The sequence below is a fragment of the Herminiimonas contaminans genome (genome assembly GCF_015645465.1).
Taxonomy (GTDB): Bacteria; Pseudomonadota; Gammaproteobacteria; order Burkholderiales; family Burkholderiaceae_D; genus Oxalicibacterium; species Oxalicibacterium contaminans.
The window spans coordinates 36,478-57,345 of the sequence record NZ_JADOEL010000013.1 but is presented as its reverse complement, the minus strand read 5'-3'; the positions used below and the strand labels follow the sequence as shown (position 1 = coordinate 57,345).

Genomic DNA, 20,868 nt, shown 5'->3' with positions numbered 1-20,868 from the left:
ATTAGAGCTTGCCAGCCTTTTTCAAACGATAAGTCAGTCCCTCAACGATATCGTTGCTGCCATTCTCACGTGCGAAATCAATCGCGCTCATGCCGACATCATTCTTCAGGCTGGCATCCGCACCGGCATCCGACAAGACCTTCACCGAATAGATAAAGCCGCCACGCGCTGCCATCATCATGGGCGTCGTGTTGTTCGGTGAGCGCGCATCCAGTTCAGCACCCTGCTTGACCAGCACTTTCACAATTTCGCTATCGCCGGAAGCAGCCGCATAATGCAGCGCCGACCAACCGCTTTTATTCACGGCGGCACCCTTCGCCAGCAAGGCCTGCACTGCGGGCATATTCGCCTTAAAGGCAGCGATCATTAAGGCAGTATCACCATTGCGCGCCTGTTGTTCGAGGTCTATGCCACGCGCATTCAGCAGCACCGGGAATACCTTCATCGAGCCTTCTCGCATCGCGAGGATCAAACCGCTATCGCCACGTGTGCCTTCTATCGTATTCGGATCAAAGCCGCGTTTTAGCAGAGCCGTTACCGTTTGCGCATCATCCAGTGACACCGCACGGAAGTAATCTTCATACGCACCAGCACGCGCCAGTGGTGGACACAAGGACCAGGCAGCCGCACTCAGCAATACCGCCAGCGTCAGCCTGCGCATAGGTAAAAATTCAGCGGCCTGCATTCTGATATCCGGCATAGGATTAACGTGCGATCTTGAAGAGATTGAAGAAATTATCGCTGGTCTGTTGCGCCAGCTGTTCCAGCGGCACGCCTTTCAGCGTCGCCAGGTATTCACCAACATGGCGTACCAGACCAGGCTCATTCACCTTGCCGCGGAATGGCACCGGTGCCAGATAGGGCGAGTCGGTTTCGATCAGCATTTGCTCGAGCGGCACTTCACGTGCGACGGCCTGCAAATCTTTCGCGCTTTTGAAAGTGACGATGCCCGAAAAGGAAATATAAAAACCCATCTCCATCGCAGCACGTGCGACTTCCAGCGATTCGGTAAAGCAATGCATGACGCCAGCCGCACCACCAGCATCAGTACCTGCACCCTCTTCGCGCATGATACGTATGGTGTCTTCCGAGGCGGCGCGGGTATGGATGATCAGCGGCTTGCCGGTCGCACGCGAGGCACGGATATGCCGGCGGAAACGTTCACGCTGCCATTCGAGGTCGCCTTCGAGGCGGTAGTAATCGAGACCGGTTTCGCCGATGGCGACAATCTTTGGATGCTCTGACAAGCGGATCAGGTCTTCGACCGACGGCTCAGGCGTATCTTCGTAATCAGGATGTACTCCTACCGAAGCGTAGATGTGCGGATAGCGTTCCGCCAGTTCCAGCACGCTGGGAAAATCAGGCAGGTCGACCGACACGCAGAGTGCATGGCTGACTTTATTCTCGGCCATCTTGCCGAGGATTTCAGGCATGCGCGCAGCGAGTTCGGGGAAATTAATGTGGCAGTGGGAATCGATAAACATAGGCCGAATTGTACGCGTACAGCGGCTTTACTGCATCCACACGTACTGCGGCGAAAACTTGCTGCCGGGCAGCAGGATCAGGCGACCCGTTTGCCGACTATCACCAGATCACGTTCGACGCCATCCAGCGTGGCCACGCGCGGCATATTGGCCCAACGCTCAAAGCCATGACGCTCAAACAATTTAAGGCTGGGCAGGTTATGTCCAAAAATCAGCCCGACCAGCGTATGTATGCCCAGCTTGGGCGCATGCGCCATCGCTTCCTGCAGCAGATAAGCGCCCAGCCCCTGACCGCGCGCATCTTCGTGCAGATAGATGGAAAGCTCGACCGTCGCCGCATAAGCAGCACGTGCGTGGAAATTGGAATAGGACAGCCAGCCGAGAATACGCCCCTGCTCTTCCACTACCCATATCGGACGTTGCTCCGGTGTGTGCTCAAGAAACCAGGCCTGGCGTGATGCGACCGTGACCGGTTCGATATCAGCTGTCACCTGACGCGATGGAATGGTGCTGTTGTAGATGGCGACGATGGCAGGCAAATCATCGAGGGTGGCAAGGCGATACGGCAACGACATAGAGTGGAAACCTTGCTCCTGCAAATGAGAGTGTGTGAATTACAGCGTATGCGTGGCGCGCGAAGAACCGAGTGCAGCGCCCAGCAATTCTTCTATGCGCTGCTTGATGCGCTGGCCGCTTTCGTCAGCCGAGAACTGTACGCCTATGCCTTGCGCCTTGTTGTTATTCGCGCCCGCCGGGGTGATCCAGGCGATCTTGCCCGCGATAGGATATTTGGTCGGGTCATCCAGCAGGGTCAGGATCAGATAGATTTCATCGCCTATCTTGTAGGACTTGGTCGATGGCACGAAGATGCCGCCATTGGTCAGGAATGGAATATACGCCGCGTACAGCGCGGATTTTTCCTTGATCGGCAAGGACAGCACCGACGGCCTGCCAACGACCGGGCTGCCTGTAGCCAGCGAGTTATCTGCCATCTCTAACCTTTCAGGAGAAAATCGTCGAATATTCCAGCAACATGTCTTCGATAAAGAGCTTGGGCGCCAATGGATGCTCGGCGATTGCCCGCCTGTCATTGACTGCCTTGATCTCCTGCAGCAAGGCTGCGGTCTCGACTCTTGATGCCAATGCACCCAGCTCTTTTTTGTAGCGCGGGTAGTAACGGATTGTGCCGGAAAGTTTGACGGAAAGCACGTCATACAACCAGCGTTGCAACCACGCGACTAAATCCGGCACCGGCGTCTTTTGCAAGCGGTCGGCCGCCTTCAACGCGTTATCTACGCCCGGCTGCGCCAGTTGCCGCAGGAAGTCATCCATGGTTTCGCGGGTACCGGCTTGCGACGCTTCAAATGCAGCCAGCGGTGCACCGCCCTGCTCGGCCAGCCAGCCATCGGCATCGCTGACTTGCTGCGATTTCAGCCATTGCAAGGCTGCATCATGCCCCGGCATCGCCAGCGCGAATTTACGACAACGCGACAGGATGGTCGGCAGCAAACGATCCAGGCTATTGCTGACCAGCAGGAACATGGTTTGCGGCGGCGGCTCTTCCAGCATTTTCAGCAGGGAGTTGGCAGCGGCCGTATTCAGTACCTCTGCCGGATACAGCACGATCACACGCATGCCGGAGCGATGGGTGGAAATGTTCATGAAGTCGCCCAGCGCACGAATCTGGTCGATCTTGATTTCCTTGGATGGTGCTTTGGTCGTCTTGGCTTTTTTCGTGTCTGCCGCTTCGCCATCCTCACCCTCGGCGGCATCACCGTCATCGAGGATTTCAGGACGTACACGACGATAATCAGGATGACTGTATTGCACAAACCAGCCGCAAGCGTCACAGCTGCCACAGGCATGGCCATCGGGGCCTGGCGTTTCGCACAGCAGGGATTGCGCAAAGGCTTCGGCAAAAGCCGTCTTGCCTATGCCTTCAGCACCATGAAACAGGATGGCATGCGGCAGGCGCTCACGCAGCTGTTGCAATTGCTGCCACGATGCCTGCTGCCACGGATAGAGCGTCGTACTCAAGCGTCTATCCCCGCTACGATGGCACGCAACTGTTCCTGAATAGTCGAAATGGCCTGGGTCGAATCGATGACGTGAAAGCGTTGCGGGAATTCGCTGGCGCGGCGCAGGTATTCAGCGCGCGTGGCGGCGAAGAAGTCCGCTTTTTCCTGTTCGAATTTATCCAGCGTACGGGTCGCATCCAGGCGCGCACGGGCAACTTCCAGCGGCACATCGAACAGCAGGGTCAGATCAGGTTGCAAATGTGGATGCACCCATTGCTCCAGCGCTTCCAGCTTGGCGCGCTCCAGCTTGCGACCACCGCCCTGATAGGCAAAAGTGGCATCGGTAAAACGATCCGAGATCACCCAGTCACCGCGTTCCAGCGCCGGTGCGATCACTTGCGCGATGTGTTCACGGCGTGCGGCAAACATCAGCAGCGCTTCAGTTTCCAGATGCATTTTTTCATGCAACAGGATTTCGCGCAGCTGCTCGCCCAGGCTGGTGCCACCCGGTTCACGCGTGACAACAACTGTCTTTTTATGCGCGCGCAACAGCTCGGCGACGAAGGACAAGTGGGTGGACTTGCCGGCCCCGTCTATGCCTTCAAATGTGATGAATTTCCCTGTCGTCATAAGCGAACCGTCTATATGAATATGATTATTATCTGCCACGCTGGTATTTGTTGACCGCGTTGTTGTGCTCATCCAGTGTCGCCGAAAACTGGCTGCTGCCATCGCCGCGCGCGACAAAATACAAGGCATCGGTTTGCGCCGGATTCATCGCTGCATGCAGCGATTCAGCGCCCGGCAAGGCGATAGGCGTAGGCGGCAGGCCCAGGCGAGTATACGTATTGTGCGGGGTATCGGTCTGCAAATCGCGTTTGCGGATATTGCCTTTGAAGTCTTCACCCATGCCATAGATCACGGTCGGGTCCGTTTGCAGCAGCATGCCCTGACGCAGGCGATTAACGAAGACACCAGCGATCATGTCGCGTTCGGATTTCTTACCGGTTTCCTTTTCGACGATGGAAGCCATGATCAATGCTTCGTATGCCGATGCATACGGCAGATTCTGACTGCGCGCCAGCCATGCCTCATTCAGGCGCTTGAGCATCAGGCTATGCGCCTGTTTGTAAATTTGCAGGTCGCTGGAATTTTTGGCAAAGAGATAGGTGTCCGGATAAAACAAGCCTTCAGGCGTTGTGAAATCGGTCGAAATTTTCGCCATCAGGTCGCGGTCCGATAAACCGGCGGTGTCGTGCTTGAGACCAGGATGTTTATCTATCGCCTGGCGCATCTGGCGGAAATTCCAGCCTTCGATGACGGTCAGCGCTTCCTGCACGAACTCGCCGCGCACGATTTGCTTGATCAGGCCGGTCGGTGTGGTGCCGGGTTTCAATTCATAGGTACCGGCTTTCAACTTGGTGCTGTTGCCGGTAATCTGCGCCAGCGCAATCATGAGCAAGGGATTGGCAGGCACACCGGCCGCTTCAATTTGCTGCATGCTGCTTTTCAGACCGCTGCCAGCAGCGATGGTGAACTCGACACCGGAGGTTTGTTCAGCCGGGAGTATCGGCTGTTCGGCCCAAAACATGAAAGATGCGCCGAGGATGATGCCCAGCAGGATGATGCGTCTGAATAATTTTTTCAAAACAAGGTCTCAGTGAAATCCAACACAATCCGACGCGTTTTTCCCACGCCACTATAATCAGACCCTAATGATAATCGCTGAACCACCTTACGCTCCAATTTATTGATTGAAATTATGACTACATGGCTTACTTTTCTGGCTGACCAAGGCGCAAATATCAGTGACGACGCGACTCCGCGCGTCTCGTCTTTCGGTGCAGAAATACCCGGGGAAACCGCTAAAACCAACTTTGTCACCCCGCTTACCCATCTCGGCCTGATCGCTGCCAGCGGTGAAGATGCCGCCAATTTCCTGCACAACCAGCTGACTAACGACGTTGAACACCTCGGCAGCAAAGAAGCACGACTGGCAGGCTATTGCTCGCCCAAAGGCCGGCTGCTGGCCAGCTTCCTGATCTGGCAGACTGCTGATCGCATCATGCTGCAATTGCCACGCGAATTGCAGGCAACGATACAGAAGCGTTTGCAAATGTTCATCTTGCGCGCCAAAGCCAAGCTGGCCGACGTCAGCGAAGAATACGTGATGCTGGGTGTAGCCGGCCCTGCGGCTGCCAGCGCGCTGATGCCATGGTTCCCGACGCTGCCCGTAGCCATCTATGGCAAGGTCGACAATGAAGCCGGTACCGTGATCCGTCATTCGAATGCATTCGATGTGCCACGCTACCAATGGATCACCACGGTCGACCAAGCCATCGAAGCGTGGCCGCACCTGACTGAAATCCTGCAAGCCAGCGGTGCGGATGCCTGGCAGCTGGCCGAGATCGATGGCGGCGTGCCGCACATCACCGCTGCCACGCAAGAGCAATTCGTGCCGCAGATGATCAATTTTGAATTGCTGGGTGGCGTGAACTTCAAAAAAGGGTGCTATCCGGGCCAGGAAATCGTCGCCCGCAGCCAGTACCTCGGCAAACTCAAACGCCGCATGCTGCATGCCAGCGTCACTGCAACGCAGGTCGCAGCCGGTACCGAAATCTTTTCCGTCGACGATCCGGACCAGCCTTGCGGCATGGTGGTCAATGCCGAGCGTTCCGGTGCCGACACCACCGATTGCCTGGTAGAGATCAAACTGGCCGCTACCGACAGCGCCGTACACCTGGGTAGTGCCAGCGGCCCGCTGCTGTCCTTCCAGCCGCTGCCATATCCACTGACCGACCCGGCGGCCTGAGCCGTTGCCAGCAGACTCCGGATAAATCACGGACAATAACCATGGATCTCTACATCTACTATCGGGTGGCAGTGGCCGATGCGACAGACTTGCGTGCAAAAGTTTTGACTATGCAAGATAATCTCGCCCGGCTGCATGGCATACAGACTGCGCTCAAGCGACGTCCGGAAGCGCAGGATGGTATGCATACCTGGATGGAGGTCTATCTGGATGTGGCCGAAGGTTTTGCAGCAGAACTGGAACAGGCGGTAAGCGCCAGCCAGTTAGCTGGCTTGATAGATGGCAAACGCCATACGGAACATTTTTTGGATTTATCTTTATGTGCTTAATCGTCTTTGCATGGCATGTGATACCGGACATGCCCCTGATCGCCGCCGGTAATCGCGATGAGTTCTACGACCGTCCGGCCAAACCGGCAGACTGGTGGGAAGATTATCCGCAGATCTACGCAGGTCGTGATTTGCAAGGTGGCGGCACCTGGATAGGCGTAACCCGTGAAGGACGCTTTGCCGCATTGACGAATATCCGCGCACCATCCGAGATGCGCGACGATGCACCATCGCGTGGTGCACTGGTGACCAACTTCCTGGCAGGCACGATGAGCCCGGATGAATACATCAGCGAACTCAAAACCCAGCAACAGGAATACAACGGCTTTAACCTGCTGATAGGCGATAGCAAACAACTGGTCTGGTACTCGAATCGCGGCGATGGCGATGAACGCAATGGCAAGGCCTTGGGACCTGGCATCTACGGCTTATCCAACTCGCTGCTCGATTGCGCCTGGCCCAAGGTGGTACGCACCAAGGCACAATTCGCCAGCCTGCTGTGCCAGGGCGCGCCGGAAGATGCTTACTTTGAGATGTTGACCGACACCACTTGCGCATCGGATTGCCGTCTGCCAAAAACCGGCGTCAGCATAGAACGCGAACGTTTGTTGTCAGCCGTTTGCATCGAATCACCCGACTATGGCACGCGTGTTTCCACGCTGGTCAAACTGAATGGCGGCACGCAACCCGTGCTGATAGAAAGACCGACACTGGCGATGCGTTAAGGGCTGCTGCCTGAGCAGGCAGCAGAGAGGTATCAGCGCTTCAGCTTTGCCCGCAGCAATTGCTTGATATGCGGTACTTCTTCATACGGATCATAAGGATTGCGCTGCTGCACCAGGTCTTCCATACGCTTGCGCACGCTGGCCAAAGGCTCCAGATCCGAATAAATATAAAACTGATCTTCGCGTATCGCATCAAACGTCAGCTGTGCAACCTGTGCAGCTGAAATTTTCCCTGACACGACTGCTTTTTCCGAGAACGCCTGTGCGGCACGCTGGCTGGTGGTAGGTGCTGCCTCGTTCTGCATCTCGGCCGGACGGTTGCGTTCCGATTGATGGATGCCGGTAGGCACAAAGTATGGGCACAGCAAGGATGTACCAATAGGCGCTTCTATCAATTGCAAATCCTGATACAGGGTTTCCGTCACTGACACGACCGCATGTTTGGACACGTTATAAATCCCCATGGTCGGCGCGTTCTGCAAACCGGCAACCGAAGCGGTATTGACGATGTGTCCTTGGTAATCAGGATCGTCCTTCGCACATGCCAGCATCAGCGGCGTAAAGATGCGTACACCATGGATCACGCCAAACAGGTTGACGCCCAACACCCAGTCCCAGTCACTGGCCGAGTTTTCCCAGATCAGGCCACCCGAACCGACACCGGCGTTATTGAATAAGAGATGAACTGCAGCAAAGCGCGCCATGGTCGCATCAGCCAGTGCCTGCACCTGCTCCGGTTTGCTGACATCACAATGCACTGGCAGCACCGCCACGCCCTGCCCGCTTAACTCGGCGTCCAGTGCAGCCAGCGCATCCTGCTGCACATCGGCCAGCACCAGCTTCATGCCCAGCTTCGCACCTGCATAGGCAAACTCACGGCCAAAGCCACTGGCGGCACCGGTAATGACCGCTACCCTATCCTTGAATTGTTTCATGCCTGCTTTCGGTTAAGGTCTGTGCGAGCGCTCAGGCTTGCTGCAATTTTTTGGCGACGTCGGTGCGACGGATGAATTTAAACGTGCCGCTTGCTTTGGCCACCAGCTTGTCTGCGTTCCATAGTTCGCCTTCGCAAAAGTAAATGCTGGCAGACGCGTGCAGCACTTTGCCTTTGGCCAGCATGCGGTCGCCTTCGACACCACCCGGCTGCATAAAGCTGGTTTTCATTTCTATCGTGACGCCGCCACGTATGCCTGGCTCGAGCGAGCGACCGGCCAGCGACATCACATTGTCCAGCATGGTCATGACAACGCCGCCGTGCGCGACGTGCCAGCCATTCAAATGACGTGCTTCCAGGGTCAAAGCGATCTGGCCTTCTCCGCCGCCAAAATCGACAATTTCAACACCAAGTTCCTGCAGGAAGGGAATGACGGGCTGGGTAGACAAAGTGGAAATATTATTCATTGCTGCTTTTCTTTACTAAAGGGCGTCATTTTAAGCCATCCCCGGCTGCCGCAAGCCAGGCAGTGAAATTCTCCTTGTTCCGGCACCTGTCGCACGTCTGTTTACAGCCATGAACTTACTAATTTGTTGCAATTCAAGCATGTAAGCGTTACGTAAGTTTCACGCAAGTCCCACGTAAGTTTCTCGTCGCACACTGCATTTGCGTACCCGATGTACGAACCTACTCGTGCGTCGAATATTAATAATTATTAAGGAGACGAACATGGCGACAGTATCCACAACTGATCGCGGTATCACGCCGGAGGAGCGGAAAGTTATTTTCGCTTCTTCGCTGGGTACCGTATTTGAATGGTATGACTTTTATCTATACGGCTCACTAGCTGCAATTATCGCGAAGCAGTTCTTTGCTGGTACCGATCCGAACACGGCATTTATTTTCGCCCTGCTCGCCTTCGCTGCCGGTTTTATTGTTCGTCCTTTCGGCGCTATCGTGTTCGGCCGACTCGGCGACATGATTGGTCGTAAATATACCTTCCTGGTCACTATCGTGATTATGGGTACGTCGACATTCGTCGTCGGCCTGCTGCCGAATTATGCTTCCATCGGCATCGCTGCTCCTATCATCCTGATCATCCTGCGTATCTTGCAAGGTCTGGCTCTGGGTGGTGAGTACGGCGGCGCGGCAACTTACGTTGCCGAGCATGCACCGCACGGCAAACGTGGCGCATTCACCTCGTGGATTCAAACCACCGCGACCATGGGTCTGTTCATGTCCCTGCTGGTGATTCTGGGTACACGTACTGCGATGGGCGAAGAAGCATTTGCCGATTGGGGCTGGCGCATTCCGTTCCTGGTTTCGGTTTTCCTGCTGGGTATCTCGGTCTGGATTCGCTTGTCGATGTCCGAATCGCCTGCCTTCCTGAAAATGAAATCGGAAGGTAAAGCTTCGAAGGCACCGCTGACCGAAGCGTTTGCAAAATGGGGCAACCTGAAGATCGTTATCCTGGCACTGATCGGTCTGACCGCAGGTCAGGCAGTGGTCTGGTACACAGGTCAGTTCTATGCGTTGTTCTTCCTGACGCAAACACTGAAAGTTGACGGCCCGACCGCCAACATCCTGATCGCAGCGTCGCTGTTGCTGGCAACTCCGTTCTTCGTGATCTTCGGTATCCTGTCCGATAAAATCGGCCGCAAACCTATCATCATGGCGGGCTGTCTGATTGCAGCACTGACCTACTTCCCGATCTTTGGCGCGCTGACCCACTATGCCAATCCGGCATTGGAAGCAGCTCTGAAAAATTCGCCAGTGGTCGTGGTTGCTGATCCTGCTACCTGCCAATTCCAGTTCAACCCAACCGGCACCAAAAAATTCACTTCGTCTTGCGACATCGTGAAAGCCAAACTGGCGGCCGCTTCGGTTGCTTACTCGAATGAAGTAGCACCAGCAGGTACAGTTGCGACTGTTAAGGTCGGCGATACGCTGTTGACATCCTACGATGCCAAAGGCCTGTCGAAAGAAGAAGCAACTGCAAAAGACAAAGCCTTCTCGAAAGAGCTGGGCGATGCCATCAAGGCTCACGGTTATCCAACCAAAGCCGATCCGAACCAAATCAACTACGGTATGACACTCTTGCTGCTGTTCATCCTCGTGCTCTACGTCACGATGGTGTACGGTCCGATTGCTGCCATGCTGGTTGAAATGTTCCCGACCCGTATCCGCTACACATCGATGTCCCTGCCATACCATATCGGTAACGGCTGGTTCGGTGGCTTGTTGCCAACCACAGCATTTGCTCTGGTCGCATTCAAGGGCGATATTTACTACGGCCTCTGGTACCCAATCATCATCGCACTGATTACCTTCGTGATCGGTATGCTGTTTGTCCGGGAAACCAAAGACAATGATATTTATGCCAACGACTAAACATCGCCACGCATAGACATCTGTCTTGCATAAAAAGCTGCCACTCACACTGGCAGCTTTTTTATTTCCCTTATGTTTTCAGCCGTTATTTTTAAATAATTTCCCTCTGGAAATGCGCAACCATCCTATAATTTGCGCTGTCCAAAGCTGACAAGATTTGCTATTGTCTGTACGTCAATAATCTCGTTCTCGCCCACTCGAGAATGCACCATCTCTATCATTCCCTTCATGACTAAAAGCAACACCATCCATCGTATCGGCACCCCCTTGTCTGCCACTGCAACCAAGGTCATGCTGCTTGGCTCCGGCGAGCTGGGCAAAGAAGTCATCATTTCATTACAACGCCTGGGCGTGGAAGTTATCGCGGTCGACCGCTACAGCAACGCCCCGGGTCATCAGGTCGCGCATCGCTCCTACGTCATAGACATGACCGACGGGGTCGCACTGGCGGAATTGATCAATCAGGAAAAACCGGATTTGATCGTGCCGGAGATCGAAGCAATCGCCACCGCCAAGCTGGTCGAACTGGAAAACGCCGGTACCGTGCGCGTCATCCCAACCGCGCGTGCCGCCTGGCTGACGATGGATCGCGAAGGCATACGTCGCCTGGCCGCTGAAGAACTCGGTTGCGCCACCTCTCCTTATCGTTTTGCCGACAGCCTGAAAGAGCTGCAGGCCGGATGTGCCGAGATCGGCTATCCATGCGTGGTCAAACCAGTCATGTCGTCGTCCGGCAAAGGCCAGTCCAAGCTCAACAGCAGCGCCGATATCGAAGCGGCCTGGGAGTGCGCAGCTGCTGGCGGCCGTGTTGATTCAGGTCGCGTCATCGTGGAAGGTTTCATCGACTTTGAATACGAAATCACATTGCTGACGGTACGCGCACTGGGTGCAGATGGCGCGGTCCATACGCACTTCTGCGAACCGATAGGTCATGTGCAAGTGAATGGCGACTATGTCGAATCATGGCAGCCGCAACGCATGCATCCTGGCGCATTGCAAAAAGCGCACGAGATCGCCAAACGCGTCACCGACAACCTGGGTGGCCTCGGCCTGTTCGGTGTTGAACTCTTCGTCAAGGACGATATGGTCTGGTTCTCCGAAGTCAGCCCGCGTCCGCACGACACCGGCATGGTCACCATGGCCAGCCAGGAGCAAAGCGAATTTGAATTGCATGCCAAAGCCATCCTCGGCCTGCCTGTGAATGTCGCATTGAAAACACCGGCCGCATCTGCCGTCATTTATGGCCGCCACGACGCTAAAGTGGTGTCCTTTGAAGGCGTGGCAGATGCGCTCCACATCCCCGGTACCGATATCCGTCTGTTCGGCAAACCGGAATCCTTCGCCCGCCGTCGCATGGGTGTCGCCTTGGCCAGCGCGGCCGATGTCGAGACTGCACGCAAGAATGCCAAAGCTGCCGCCGCGAAGGTTAATCCGGTCACCTCCAGCTAATGAAGACGCCGCATATCAGTGGCATAGATTTTTTTGTCGGTCGTGATATTTTCCGCACCGTCTCCCTGCTACTGTATGCGGCACTTCTGTTTAACGTCGTCGTACTGATCTACGACAGCGAACTCAGCCTGGCCCCTGTCGGCCTCGGCGCGGTCGGCGTACTGACCGCCTTGCTGCTCGCTGCTTTTGTGCGTTACTTCTGGTTCCGTACCAAAACCTTCAGGGAATCCATCTATCTGCTTGAAATGGCGCTGGCAAGCTGCGTCATCGTGGTGCTCGCCAGCTATCACCCCATGCCATGGCTGATAGCGGTCGCAGGTATCTTCCCGCTGGTGCTGCGCACACGCAGCGCGGTCATCGCGATTGCCATACTCGCAGTACTCGGTTACTTCCTCGGCAATCAGCTCGGTGCAGAAACCATAGACCTGCTGCCGGACTTCTTTGCCACTGCCTGCATAGGCTGGCTCTCTGTTGTACTGGCCAAGACGCTGAACCTGAACCGCGTCACGCTGCACCAGGCGCATACCAATGAGCGTCGCTTCAATGCGATCGCGCGGGTGACACGCCACATCTTCATCATCACCGACGCCCACTACAAGATCAAATTTGCCAACCCTGCCTTGCAGGAAGTCATAGGCTATAGCATCGATGAAATCATCCGCCATGCGATGAAGCCGGTACTGCATAGCGAAGATGAGGCGCAACACAAGGCCAAGCTGCGTGAGCTGCGCGACACGCCGCACAGCACGGTTTTTTCGTGTCACCGTACACGCCACAAGGATGGTCACTGGATCTGGCTGGAAACACGCGGCTACAACATGCTGCATGATGCCGCCATCAATGGCCTGGTCTTCAGCATAGAAGACATTACGCTGCGCAAGGAAGCAGAACAAAAGCTGCTGGAAGAAACCGCCCTGCTACGCTCCGTACTCGACCTGAATCCTTCGATGATTTATGCCAAGGATAACGAAGGTCGTTTCACCATCAGCAATCAAAGCTTCCAGAAACGCTTTGGCTTCAATAGCGAAAGTGAATTGCGCGGCAAAACTGCGCATGACCTGTGCGAGAAGATGGCGAATCCCGACGACGACTTGAGCGCGCAGGAAATTGCAGATGAAATCCAGCGCCAGGACATGCAAATCATGCAGACCGGCGTGCCTATACAAGATGTCGAAGTCCGTGGTTTCTGGCGCCAGGATATGGATCGCTGGTTCCACACCAGCAAATATCCGCTGCCGGATGTGAGCGGCCAGACCATAGGCGTACTCGGCGTCACGCGCGACATCACCAAGCGCAAGCAGACAGAATTGCAGATCGAATACCAGGCCATGCACGATATGCTGACCGACCTGCCGAATCGCCGCTTCCTGGTGAATACATTAAGCACGGCGATGGAGAACAGTCGTCAACGGCAATCCAGCCTGACCATGCTGTTCTGCGACCTCGACTTCTTCAAGAGCGTGAACGACACGCACGGACATGACTTCGGCGATCAATGCCTGATCGAAATCAGCAAGCGCATAGTCGCTGCCCTGCCTGCCGACGACTTCGTCGCACGTTTCGGCGGCAATGAATTTGTCATCCTCACCAACTCATCACTGGCGGAAGCCACCATCAAGGCCAATGCAATCATGGCGGTGGTATCCGAACGCCTGATCTTCGACAACGTCGTCGTCAAGATACAAACCAGCATAGGGATAGCGCAACTCAATGCCAGCCATCAAAGCCCGGCAGACTTGATACGCGATGCCGACGCTGCGATGTACCAGGCGAAGGAGCGAGGACGCAACCGTACCGAGATTTACGACGCCGCACTGCAAAGCAAAACCACCAAGCATGCGCGCATGGAAGTGGCACTGCGCTTCGCACTGGAACGCAATGAGTTATCGGTGGCCTACCAACCCAAGGTGGTATTGGCAGACGGCAGCGTGCAAGGCTTTGAATTGCTGCTGCGCTGGAATAGCCCGGAATACGGCATGATTTCGCCGAATGAATTCATACCGATAGCCGAAACCTCGGGCATGGTGGTGCCTATCGGCATGTGGGCGATGGAACAGGCATGCAAACAGCTCGCAGCGTGGCAACAGCAGTACCCGGAAATGGGCAACATCACCATGGCCATCAATGTCTCGATGCGCCAACTGCTGCAAGCTTCCTTCTTCAGCCAGGTACGCGACATACTCGACAGCAGCGGCGTGATTCCGCAAATGGTGGAACTGGAGTTGACTGAGACTTCTGCAATGGCGAATCCATTGCAGACCATGGAAAACCTATCCATGCTGAAGAAGCTGGGCGTGCGTCTGGCGCTCGATGATTTTGGCACCGGCTACTCATCACTGGCCTACCTGCAAAAACTGCCTATCGACATTCTCAAGATAGACAAAGCCTTTGTGCGCGGCATAGGCCACAATCAAAGCGATATGGAAATCATGCGCCTGATGATGGCGCTGGCGCAAACACTGAACCTGCAAACGACCGCTGAAGGCGTGGAAAACTTCGAGCAAATCCGCGAGTTGAAGAAGATGGGCTGCAATCTGGGACAGGGCTTCCTGTTCTCTGCACCATTAACGGCACAGGAAGCGGAAGCCCTGATCTGTCATGCGCATCGTTACCCGCTGGTGGTGGTCTAGGCGGGCAAGGCAACTAATGCATCAGGCACCCAGTTTGGTATTGGTCTGGTCGAGTATCTTTTCCGGTTGATCCGCTGCCTGTGGACTTTCATTATCCAGCTCGGCATGCAGCTTATCCATATCCAGATCCCCTACCCATTTCGCCACCACCAGGGTCGCCACACCATTACCGATGGTATTGGTCAGTGCACGCGCCTCAGACATGAAGCGATCTATACCCAGGATCAGCGCCAGCCCCGCAACCGGCACGTGGCCGACTGCTGACAAGGTCGCTGCCAGCACAATAAAGCCGCTACCAGTAATCCCTGCCGCGCCCTTGGACGTCAGCAGCAGTACCGCCAGCAAGGTCACTTGCTGCATCAGGGTCATAGGCGTATTGGTAGCCTGCGCAATAAACACCGCAGCCATCGTCAGGTAAATCGCCGTGCCATCAAGATTGAACGAATAACCGGTAGGTATCACCAGGCCGACCACCGATTTCTTCGCCCCCATGTTTTCCATCTTGGCGATCATGCGCGGCAGCACCGATTCAGATGAAGAAGTACCGAGCACAATCAGCAACTCTTCCTTGATGTACTTCACAAACTTCCAGACGCTAAAGCCATGCAGGCGTGTGACGATGCCCAGCACCACGAAGATAAAGAACAGGCAGGTCAGGTAGAACGCCCCCATCAGCTTGCCCAGTGACAGCAATGAACTGATGCCGTACTTGCCGATGGTGAAGGCCATCGCACCGAAGGCACCGATAGGCGCTGCGCGCATGATGAAACCGACGATGGTGAACAATACGTGCGAGATTTTTTCGATGAAATCAAACACCAGCGTGCCGCGGCCACCGAGCTTTTGCAAAGCGAAGCCAAACAGCACCGACACCAGCAAGACTTGCAGCACATCGCCTTTGGCGAACGCATCTATCATGCTCATCGGGATGATATGCATCGCAAACTCGGTCACCGTTTCCAGCTTGCCGGGCGCGGTGTAGGAAGCGAGGCTGGCGGTATCGAGCGTGCTGACATCGACATTCATGCCAGCGCCAGGTTGCAAAACGTTAACAATAATCAAGCCTACCAGCAAGGCGACCGTACTCATGATCTCGAAGTACAGCAGCGCCAGGCCACCGGTCTTGCCGACCTTTTTCATATCTTCCATACCGGCGATACCAATCACCACAGTACAGAAAATGACAGGTGCGATGATCATCTTGATCAGTTTGATGAAACCATCACCCAGAGGCTTCATTGCAGTACCGGTCTCGGGCAGGAAGTGCCCTAACAGGACACCGATAATGATGGCGACGATAACTTGTGCATACAGGGATTTATAAAGAGGAGGCTTTTTCATTTTGTTCTTTTCGTGAAAGTTGAACACACCGATTGAGCCTATGTCCGTCGCTGACAGGCACATCCTCAATGTCTGCCTATGAATGCCTAGAAAAATGCCATGCTAGACCTCTTTTAGGCAGTCGGCGTGTAAAAAGATTCACCTGCACAAGACAAATAATTCCCGCTGTTTTTACCCCCCCAACGTTGACAGGCCTTGGTAAACAAGCGTATTTACGCTATTTAAGTTCGGTCACATTGCGGTAACATAGCAAAAACCGTTAAGCACCATAGCCGCCCATAAGGTCAGGCTCGCAGTTTTAACATCTTCCTCACATTACGCCCCGGGACAATCCGCATTTGGCGCACTAAATGCACGACATTTAGCCAAATCGAATATATTCATGGGCAAACTTATTTTTACTAAGAATATCTATGAAATTTGATGTCGCGATTGTCGGCAGTGGACTGGCAGGCCTCTCCGTCGCCCTCCACCTCGCCGAAACCCGTAAGGTTGCGGTCATTTCCAAACGTGCATTGCTAGACGGCGCCAGCAGCTGGGCCCAGGGCGGCATCGCCGCCGTACTTGACTCGAATGACAGCGTAGACGAACACGTAGCCGACACCCTGGTCGCTGGCGGCGGCCTGTGCGATGAGGCAGCCACCCGCTTCATCGTCGAACATGGCCGCGAAGCGATCGAATGGCTGATCGCGCAAGGCGTGCCATTCACCCCTGATCCGACCGCCGAACTCGGTTTCCACCTGACCCGCGAAGGCGGTCACGGCCAGCGCCGCATCATCCACGCAGCGGATGCCACCGGCCACGCCGTACAAGTCACGCTGGAACAAAAAGTACGTGCACATCCGAACATCACGCTGCTAGAGCATCACTACGCGATCGACGTCATCACCTCCGACAAGCTGGACCAAAAGAAAAACGGCCCACGCTGCCTAGGCCTGTATGTACAGGACGTCAAAAGCGGCAAGGTCATCACCATCGCCGCCGAACACACAGTGCTGGCAACCGGCGGCGCAGGCAAGGTCTACCTCTACACCACCAACCCTGACACCGCGACCGGCGACGGCATCGCGATGGCATGGCGTGCCGGCTGCCGTATCGCCAACATGGAATTCATCCAATTCCACCCGACCTGCCTGTATCACCCATACGCAAAATCCTTCCTCATCACGGAAGCGGTACGCGGCGAAGGCGGCGTACTCAAGCTGCCAGCCAGCGCCGGTCGCGACGGCGGCAAGCGCTTCATGCCTGCGCATGACGAACGCGCCGAACTGGCACCACGCGACATCGTCGCGCGTGCCATCGATGCGGAAATGAAAAAACGCGGTCTGGACTACGTCGACCTCGACATCAGCGACAAATCGCCGGAGTTTCTGAAGGAACACTTCCCGACCATCATGGCGCGCTGTCTGGAGCTGGGTATAGACATGACCAAGCAACCGATACCAGTCGTGCCAGCAGCGCATTACACCTGCGGCGGCATCATCACTGACCTCTCGGGTCGTACCGACTTGCCTGGTCTGTACGCCGTCGGCGAAGCCACCTACACCGGCCTGCACGGCGCAAACCGTCTGGCCAGCAACTCCTTGCTCGAATGCCTGGTACTGGGTCGCGCCACAGCGAAATACATAGACGAGCAAGCTCCGCAAAAAGCCAGCGCCCTGCCCGCCTGGGATGAAAGCCGCGTCACCGATGCAGACGAAGAAGTCATCATCGCCAACAACTGGGACGAACTGCGTCGCTTCATGTGGAACTACGTCGGCATCGTGCGTACCACCAAGCGCCTGGAACGCGCGCAGCATCGCATCCGTTTGCTGAAGGAAGAAATCGACGAATACTACGCCAACTTCCGCATCACACCAGATCTGCTGGAACTGCGTAACCTGGTGGAAGTAGCATCGCTGATCGTCAACAGCGCGCTGTCGCGCCGTGAGAGCCGTGGCTTGCACTACAGCCGGGATTATCCGGATACTTTGCCGAAGGCTTTGCCGAGCGTGTTATCGCCGGATCGCAAGAAGTAAGATTATTTGGATTAATAAAAATGCCGTTCAGTTTTTGACTGAGCGGCATTTTTTATTGGTGGGATGGTTTGCGTATTTTTGTTGCTGATGGCGTTTGTTCTCCGTGGAGAGGTGCGTTGCCGGGGGTGGCCCGGCAGCCACTCACTTTTCTTGTCTCGCCAAGAAAAGTAAGCAAAAGAAGGCGACCACGGCACCGCTGCCCCTGCGGGGTTCCCGTTTGTGCGGGACAAAAAATGGGAAGTGGGCGAAACTCGCTGCGCTCAGACACACCCACTTCTTTTTCCATTTTCTGTCCCGCACAAACGGCATCGTCACAGTGGACTACCAACCACAGCCTCTTTGCGAACAACGCACATACTTCTCTTCAACAAGGCTGCTGCTTTTGACGTTCCGCATCTGACGTTGCCAAGGCCAGTGAGTGTCAGACGGATTAAGGGCGCAAACTTGTCTGAGCGTAGCGAGTTTGTTTGCGACCCCGGCTGGCGCTCGCTGGACTTGGGTGACACACTTTAGTGTGCAACGGCTCTTGCGGTCGCCTTTCTTTGCTTACTTTCTTTGGCGAAGCAAAGAAAGTGAGTAGCTGCCGGGCTACCCCCGGCAACCCCGCTCTCCACGGAGAGCCAACAGCATCAGCAACAAAATCGCGAACCCAACCAACAAAAAAGCCGCTAAAAAGCGGCTTTTTATAAAACATCCAAACTACGACTACTTACTCCCCACAATCCGCAAAGAATAATCCGTAGCCCGTACATCCTTAGTCAACGCCCCGATCGAAATCCGATCAACCCCAGTCTCAGCAATCGCCCGCACTGACTCCCGGCTAACCCCACCCGAAGCCTCCAGCAAAGCACGCCCAGCCGTCAAAGCCACTGCCGCCCGCATATCATCCAGCGAGAAGTTATCCAGCAAGACAGACTTGGCACCAGCATCCAGTGCATCCTGCAATTCAGCCAGATTCTCGACTTCGATCTGTATCGTCACACCCGCATTCAACGCCAAAGCCGCTTTCATCGCGGCACTAACACCACCCGCTGCCGCAATGTGATTTTCCTTGATCAGGATGCCGTCATACAGCGCCAGGCGTTGATTTTTACCACCACCTACCCGTACCGCATACTTCTGCGCCAGACGCAGTCCTGGCAGCGTTTTACGCGTATCCAGGATGGCTGCCTTGGTACCAGCCACGATACCTGCGTATTGACGCGTCGCACTGGCAACACCTGACAACAATTGCAGGAAGTTCAGTGCCGAGCGTTCGGCTGTCAGCAAGGCACGCGCTGGTGCTTCTATCGCACATACTTCGCTATCAGCCGTCATCACATCACCTTCGGCATAGTGCCAGGTGATGTTGATGCGCGCATCCAGCCGCTTCATCACGCATTCAAACCACGGCGCACCGCACAGTACCGCAGACTCACGCACGATCACGCGTGCATGGACGATTTCCTGTTCTGGTACCAGCTTGCCGGTGACGTCACCAGTACCGACGTCTTCCGCCAGTGCTGTTTCGATATTCCGTTCAAATGCTGCAGCCAAGTCTGCATCGAACGGCGCGAAGGGATTACGCAACAAACTCATGCCGGGCCTATTCCTGAAAACAGTTTTTGTTCTTTTGCCAGATCGCTGGATGGACGCACATTGGCTTTTTCTGCCGCGGCGAAGTCGAGCATGCGATCGATACAGACGGTCGCCTTGCGGCCGATTTCCGGATCAACGTGGATTTCATTGCGGCCGGATTCCAGTACGTCTGCCAGGTTTTGCAAACCATTCATGGCCATCCATGGGCAATGCGCGCAGCTCTTGCAGGTTGCGCTGTTGCCTGCGGTCGGCGCATCGATGAAGATTTTGCCGGGCGCCGCTGCTTTCATCTTGTGCAGGATGCCGTTGTCGGTCGCCACGATGAATTCAGGCGCATCCATGGTTTGCGCTGCGTGTATCAGTTGCGAAGTCGAGCCGATCGCATCTGCCAATGCCACTACCGAAGCTGGCGACTCAGGGTGCACCAGTACTTTGGCGAGTGGATGTTCTTTTTTCAGCAGCTCCAGTTCCACTGCTTTGAATTCATCGTGCACCAGGCAGGAACCTTGCCACAGCAGCATGTCGGCACCAGTTTGCTTCTGGATGTAACCACCAAGATGCTTGTCTGGTGCCCACAGGATTTTTTTGCCTTGTGCGTGCAGGTGCGCGACGATTTTCAAACCGATGGAGGAAGTGACCATCCAGTCAGCGCGCGCTTTGACTGCTGCACTGGTATTTGCGTAGACCACGACGACGCGATCCGGATGCGCATCGCAGAATGCGGAGAATTCATCCGTCGGGCAACCGAGATCGAGCGAGCAAGTCGCATCCAGATCAGGCATGAGGATGGTTTTTTCCGGGCTCAGGATTTTGGCGGTTTCGCCCATGAATTTCACACCGGCGACGACCAGGGTCTTGGCCGGATGATCGCGACCGAAGCGTGCCATTTCCAGCGAGTCGGAAACACAACCACCGGTTTCTTCGGCCAGGTCCTGCAAGTCCGAATCAACGTAGTAATGCGCGACCAGGACGGCTTCGCGCTCCTTCAACAAACGCTTGATGCGTTCCTTGAGTGCAATCTTTTCTTCCGGCGATGGTACGGCCGGGGTCCGCGCCCAGGCTTGTGCTGTGCAGCTGGTGCCGCTTTGCATGGCAGGACGTTCGAATTCAACGGTTTTGATTGGCTGGATTTGCATGGCTGATCGAATAATTGAATGCG

The 20,868-nt window shown here is 55.3% G+C and carries 19 protein-coding genes; 7 read left to right on the top strand and 12 right to left on the bottom strand.

Annotation, left to right across the window (positions count from 1 at the left end; all coding sequences use genetic code 11):
* Position 1: 1 nt before the first annotated feature.
* From IXC47_RS14670 to mltG, 7 genes are all read right to left on the bottom strand, one after another.
* Positions 2–700 carry an ankyrin repeat domain-containing protein gene (locus IXC47_RS14670; protein ID WP_195876110.1) on the bottom strand — a complete coding sequence of 233 codons (699 nt, stop codon included), beginning with the start codon at positions 698–700 and terminating at the stop codon, positions 2–4.
* 4 nt (positions 701–704) lie between these two features.
* A complete protein-coding gene (locus IXC47_RS14665) occupies positions 705–1,484 on the bottom strand; it encodes a TatD family hydrolase (RefSeq protein ID WP_195876109.1) in 780 nt (259 codons plus the stop codon).
* 77 nt (positions 1,485–1,561) lie between these two features.
* On the bottom strand, positions 1,562–2,059 hold the full coding sequence (locus IXC47_RS14660; protein ID WP_195876108.1) for a GNAT family N-acetyltransferase: 498 nt from the start codon (positions 2,057–2,059) through the stop codon (positions 1,562–1,564).
* 39 nt (positions 2,060–2,098) lie between these two features.
* On the bottom strand, positions 2,099–2,476 hold the full coding sequence (locus tag IXC47_RS14655) for a PilZ domain-containing protein (protein ID WP_195876107.1): 378 nt from the start codon (positions 2,474–2,476) through the stop codon (positions 2,099–2,101).
* 10 nt (positions 2,477–2,486) lie between these two features.
* Positions 2,487–3,521, bottom strand: coding sequence for a DNA polymerase III subunit delta' (locus IXC47_RS14650; RefSeq protein WP_195876106.1), 1,035 nt, complete (start codon positions 3,519–3,521; stop codon positions 2,487–2,489).
* The gene (gene tmk / locus IXC47_RS14645) at positions 3,518–4,132 is read right to left on the bottom strand and encodes a dTMP kinase (RefSeq protein ID WP_195876105.1); all 615 of its coding nucleotides are present in this window, start codon (positions 4,130–4,132) and stop codon (positions 3,518–3,520) included. The genes IXC47_RS14650 and tmk overlap by 4 nt, the downstream gene beginning before the upstream one ends.
* 28 nt (positions 4,133–4,160) lie before the next feature.
* Entirely contained in the window at positions 4,161–5,150 is a 990-nt protein-coding gene (mltG, locus tag IXC47_RS14640; RefSeq protein ID WP_195876104.1) for an endolytic transglycosylase MltG, read from the bottom strand.
* 114 nt (positions 5,151–5,264) lie between these two features.
* On the opposite strand from mltG, the gene ygfZ reads away from it, so the two are divergent.
* Genes ygfZ through IXC47_RS14625 form a run of 3 tightly spaced genes read left to right on the top strand, consistent with a single transcriptional unit; the run spans position 5,265 to position 7,368 of the window.
* Positions 5,265–6,314 carry a CAF17-like 4Fe-4S cluster assembly/insertion protein YgfZ gene (gene ygfZ / locus IXC47_RS14635; protein ID WP_195876103.1) on the top strand — a complete coding sequence of 350 codons (1,050 nt, stop codon included), beginning with the start codon at positions 5,265–5,267 and terminating at the stop codon, positions 6,312–6,314.
* A 41-nt stretch (positions 6,315–6,355) separates the two neighbouring features.
* On the top strand, positions 6,356–6,643 hold the full coding sequence (locus IXC47_RS14630) for a DUF4936 family protein (RefSeq protein ID WP_195876102.1): 288 nt from the start codon (positions 6,356–6,358) through the stop codon (positions 6,641–6,643).
* Complete coding sequence (locus tag IXC47_RS14625; RefSeq protein WP_195876101.1) at positions 6,634–7,368, top strand: NRDE family protein; 735 nt, start codon at positions 6,634–6,636, stop codon at positions 7,366–7,368. The genes IXC47_RS14630 and IXC47_RS14625 overlap by 10 nt, the downstream gene beginning before the upstream one ends.
* A gap of 32 nt (positions 7,369–7,400) precedes the next feature.
* On the opposite strand, the gene IXC47_RS14620 is transcribed toward IXC47_RS14625, so the two are convergent.
* Both IXC47_RS14620 and IXC47_RS14615 read right to left on the bottom strand, forming a co-directional pair.
* Entirely contained in the window at positions 7,401–8,303 is a 903-nt protein-coding gene (locus tag IXC47_RS14620; protein ID WP_195876100.1) for an SDR family oxidoreductase, read from the bottom strand.
* Positions 8,304–8,334: 31 nt separating this feature from the next.
* Positions 8,335–8,769 (bottom strand): PaaI family thioesterase, encoded by a 435-nt coding sequence (locus tag IXC47_RS14615; protein WP_195876099.1) that lies wholly within the window; start codon positions 8,767–8,769, stop codon positions 8,335–8,337.
* Positions 8,770–9,031: 262 nt separating this feature from the next.
* Between IXC47_RS14615 and IXC47_RS14610 the strand changes: the two genes are divergently transcribed.
* The 3 genes from IXC47_RS14610 to IXC47_RS14600 all read left to right on the top strand — a co-directional run bounded on the left by IXC47_RS14610 (position 9,032) and on the right by IXC47_RS14600 (position 14,772).
* Positions 9,032–10,693, top strand: coding sequence for an MFS transporter (locus IXC47_RS14610; RefSeq protein ID WP_195876098.1), 1,662 nt, complete (start codon positions 9,032–9,034; stop codon positions 10,691–10,693).
* Between the two features lie 228 nt (positions 10,694–10,921).
* Complete coding sequence (gene purT / locus IXC47_RS14605) at positions 10,922–12,142, top strand: formate-dependent phosphoribosylglycinamide formyltransferase (RefSeq protein ID WP_195876097.1); 1,221 nt, start codon at positions 10,922–10,924, stop codon at positions 12,140–12,142.
* Positions 12,142–14,772, top strand: coding sequence for a sensor domain-containing protein (locus tag IXC47_RS14600; protein WP_195876096.1), 2,631 nt, complete (start codon positions 12,142–12,144; stop codon positions 14,770–14,772). Before purT ends, IXC47_RS14600 begins: the two co-directional genes overlap by 1 nt.
* A gap of 21 nt (positions 14,773–14,793) precedes the next feature.
* Here the strand turns inward: IXC47_RS14600 and IXC47_RS14595 are convergent, their stop codons facing one another.
* Positions 14,794–16,113 carry a dicarboxylate/amino acid:cation symporter gene (locus IXC47_RS14595; protein WP_195876095.1) on the bottom strand — a complete coding sequence of 440 codons (1,320 nt, stop codon included), beginning with the start codon at positions 16,111–16,113 and terminating at the stop codon, positions 14,794–14,796.
* 413 nt (positions 16,114–16,526) lie between these two features.
* Between IXC47_RS14595 and nadB the strand changes: the two genes are divergently transcribed.
* On the top strand, positions 16,527–18,131 hold the full coding sequence (gene nadB, locus IXC47_RS14590; protein WP_195876094.1) for an L-aspartate oxidase: 1,605 nt from the start codon (positions 16,527–16,529) through the stop codon (positions 18,129–18,131).
* A gap of 705 nt (positions 18,132–18,836) precedes the next feature.
* Here nadB and nadC read toward each other — a convergent pair.
* Both nadC and nadA read right to left on the bottom strand, forming a co-directional pair.
* Positions 18,837–19,709 (bottom strand): carboxylating nicotinate-nucleotide diphosphorylase, encoded by an 873-nt coding sequence (gene nadC / locus IXC47_RS14585; RefSeq protein WP_195876093.1) that lies wholly within the window; start codon positions 19,707–19,709, stop codon positions 18,837–18,839.
* Entirely contained in the window at positions 19,706–20,845 is a 1,140-nt protein-coding gene (gene nadA / locus IXC47_RS14580) for a quinolinate synthase NadA (protein WP_175625751.1), read from the bottom strand. The genes nadC and nadA overlap by 4 nt, the downstream gene beginning before the upstream one ends.
* Between the last annotated feature and the right edge of the window lie 23 nt (positions 20,846–20,868).

What these genes read in the sequence shown, in the direction of transcription:
- nadB (WP_195876094.1), top strand. Translation starts at nt 16,527, where the DNA reads ATGAAATTTGATGTCGCGATTGTCGGCAGTGGACTGGCAGGCCTCTCC.
- IXC47_RS14660 (WP_195876108.1), bottom strand. Translation starts at nt 2,059, where the DNA reads ATGTCGTTGCCGTATCGCCTTGCCACCCTCGATGATTTGCCTGCCATC.
- ygfZ (WP_195876103.1), top strand. Translation starts at nt 5,265, where the DNA reads ATGACTACATGGCTTACTTTTCTGGCTGACCAAGGCGCAAATATCAGT.
- IXC47_RS14615 (WP_195876099.1), bottom strand. Translation starts at nt 8,769, where the DNA reads ATGAATAATATTTCCACTTTGTCTACCCAGCCCGTCATTCCCTTCCTG.
- nadA (WP_175625751.1), bottom strand. Translation starts at nt 20,845, where the DNA reads ATGCAAATCCAGCCAATCAAAACCGTTGAATTCGAACGTCCTGCCATG.
- IXC47_RS14665 (WP_195876109.1), bottom strand. Translation starts at nt 1,484, where the DNA reads ATGTTTATCGATTCCCACTGCCACATTAATTTCCCCGAACTCGCTGCG.
- nadC (WP_195876093.1), bottom strand. Translation starts at nt 19,709, where the DNA reads ATGAGTTTGTTGCGTAATCCCTTCGCGCCGTTCGATGCAGACTTGGCT.
- purT (WP_195876097.1), top strand. Translation starts at nt 10,922, where the DNA reads ATGACTAAAAGCAACACCATCCATCGTATCGGCACCCCCTTGTCTGCC.
- IXC47_RS14630 (WP_195876102.1), top strand. Translation starts at nt 6,356, where the DNA reads ATGGATCTCTACATCTACTATCGGGTGGCAGTGGCCGATGCGACAGAC.
- IXC47_RS14670 (WP_195876110.1), bottom strand. Translation starts at nt 700, where the DNA reads ATGCCGGATATCAGAATGCAGGCCGCTGAATTTTTACCTATGCGCAGG.
- IXC47_RS14595 (WP_195876095.1), bottom strand. Translation starts at nt 16,113, where the DNA reads ATGAAAAAGCCTCCTCTTTATAAATCCCTGTATGCACAAGTTATCGTC.
- IXC47_RS14600 (WP_195876096.1), top strand. Translation starts at nt 12,142, where the DNA reads ATGAAGACGCCGCATATCAGTGGCATAGATTTTTTTGTCGGTCGTGAT.
- IXC47_RS14610 (WP_195876098.1), top strand. Translation starts at nt 9,032, where the DNA reads ATGGCGACAGTATCCACAACTGATCGCGGTATCACGCCGGAGGAGCGG.
- IXC47_RS14655 (WP_195876107.1), bottom strand. Translation starts at nt 2,476, where the DNA reads ATGGCAGATAACTCGCTGGCTACAGGCAGCCCGGTCGTTGGCAGGCCG.
- tmk (WP_195876105.1), bottom strand. Translation starts at nt 4,132, where the DNA reads ATGACGACAGGGAAATTCATCACATTTGAAGGCATAGACGGGGCCGGC.
- IXC47_RS14620 (WP_195876100.1), bottom strand. Translation starts at nt 8,303, where the DNA reads ATGAAACAATTCAAGGATAGGGTAGCGGTCATTACCGGTGCCGCCAGT.
- IXC47_RS14625 (WP_195876101.1), top strand. Translation starts at nt 6,634, where the DNA reads ATGTGCTTAATCGTCTTTGCATGGCATGTGATACCGGACATGCCCCTG.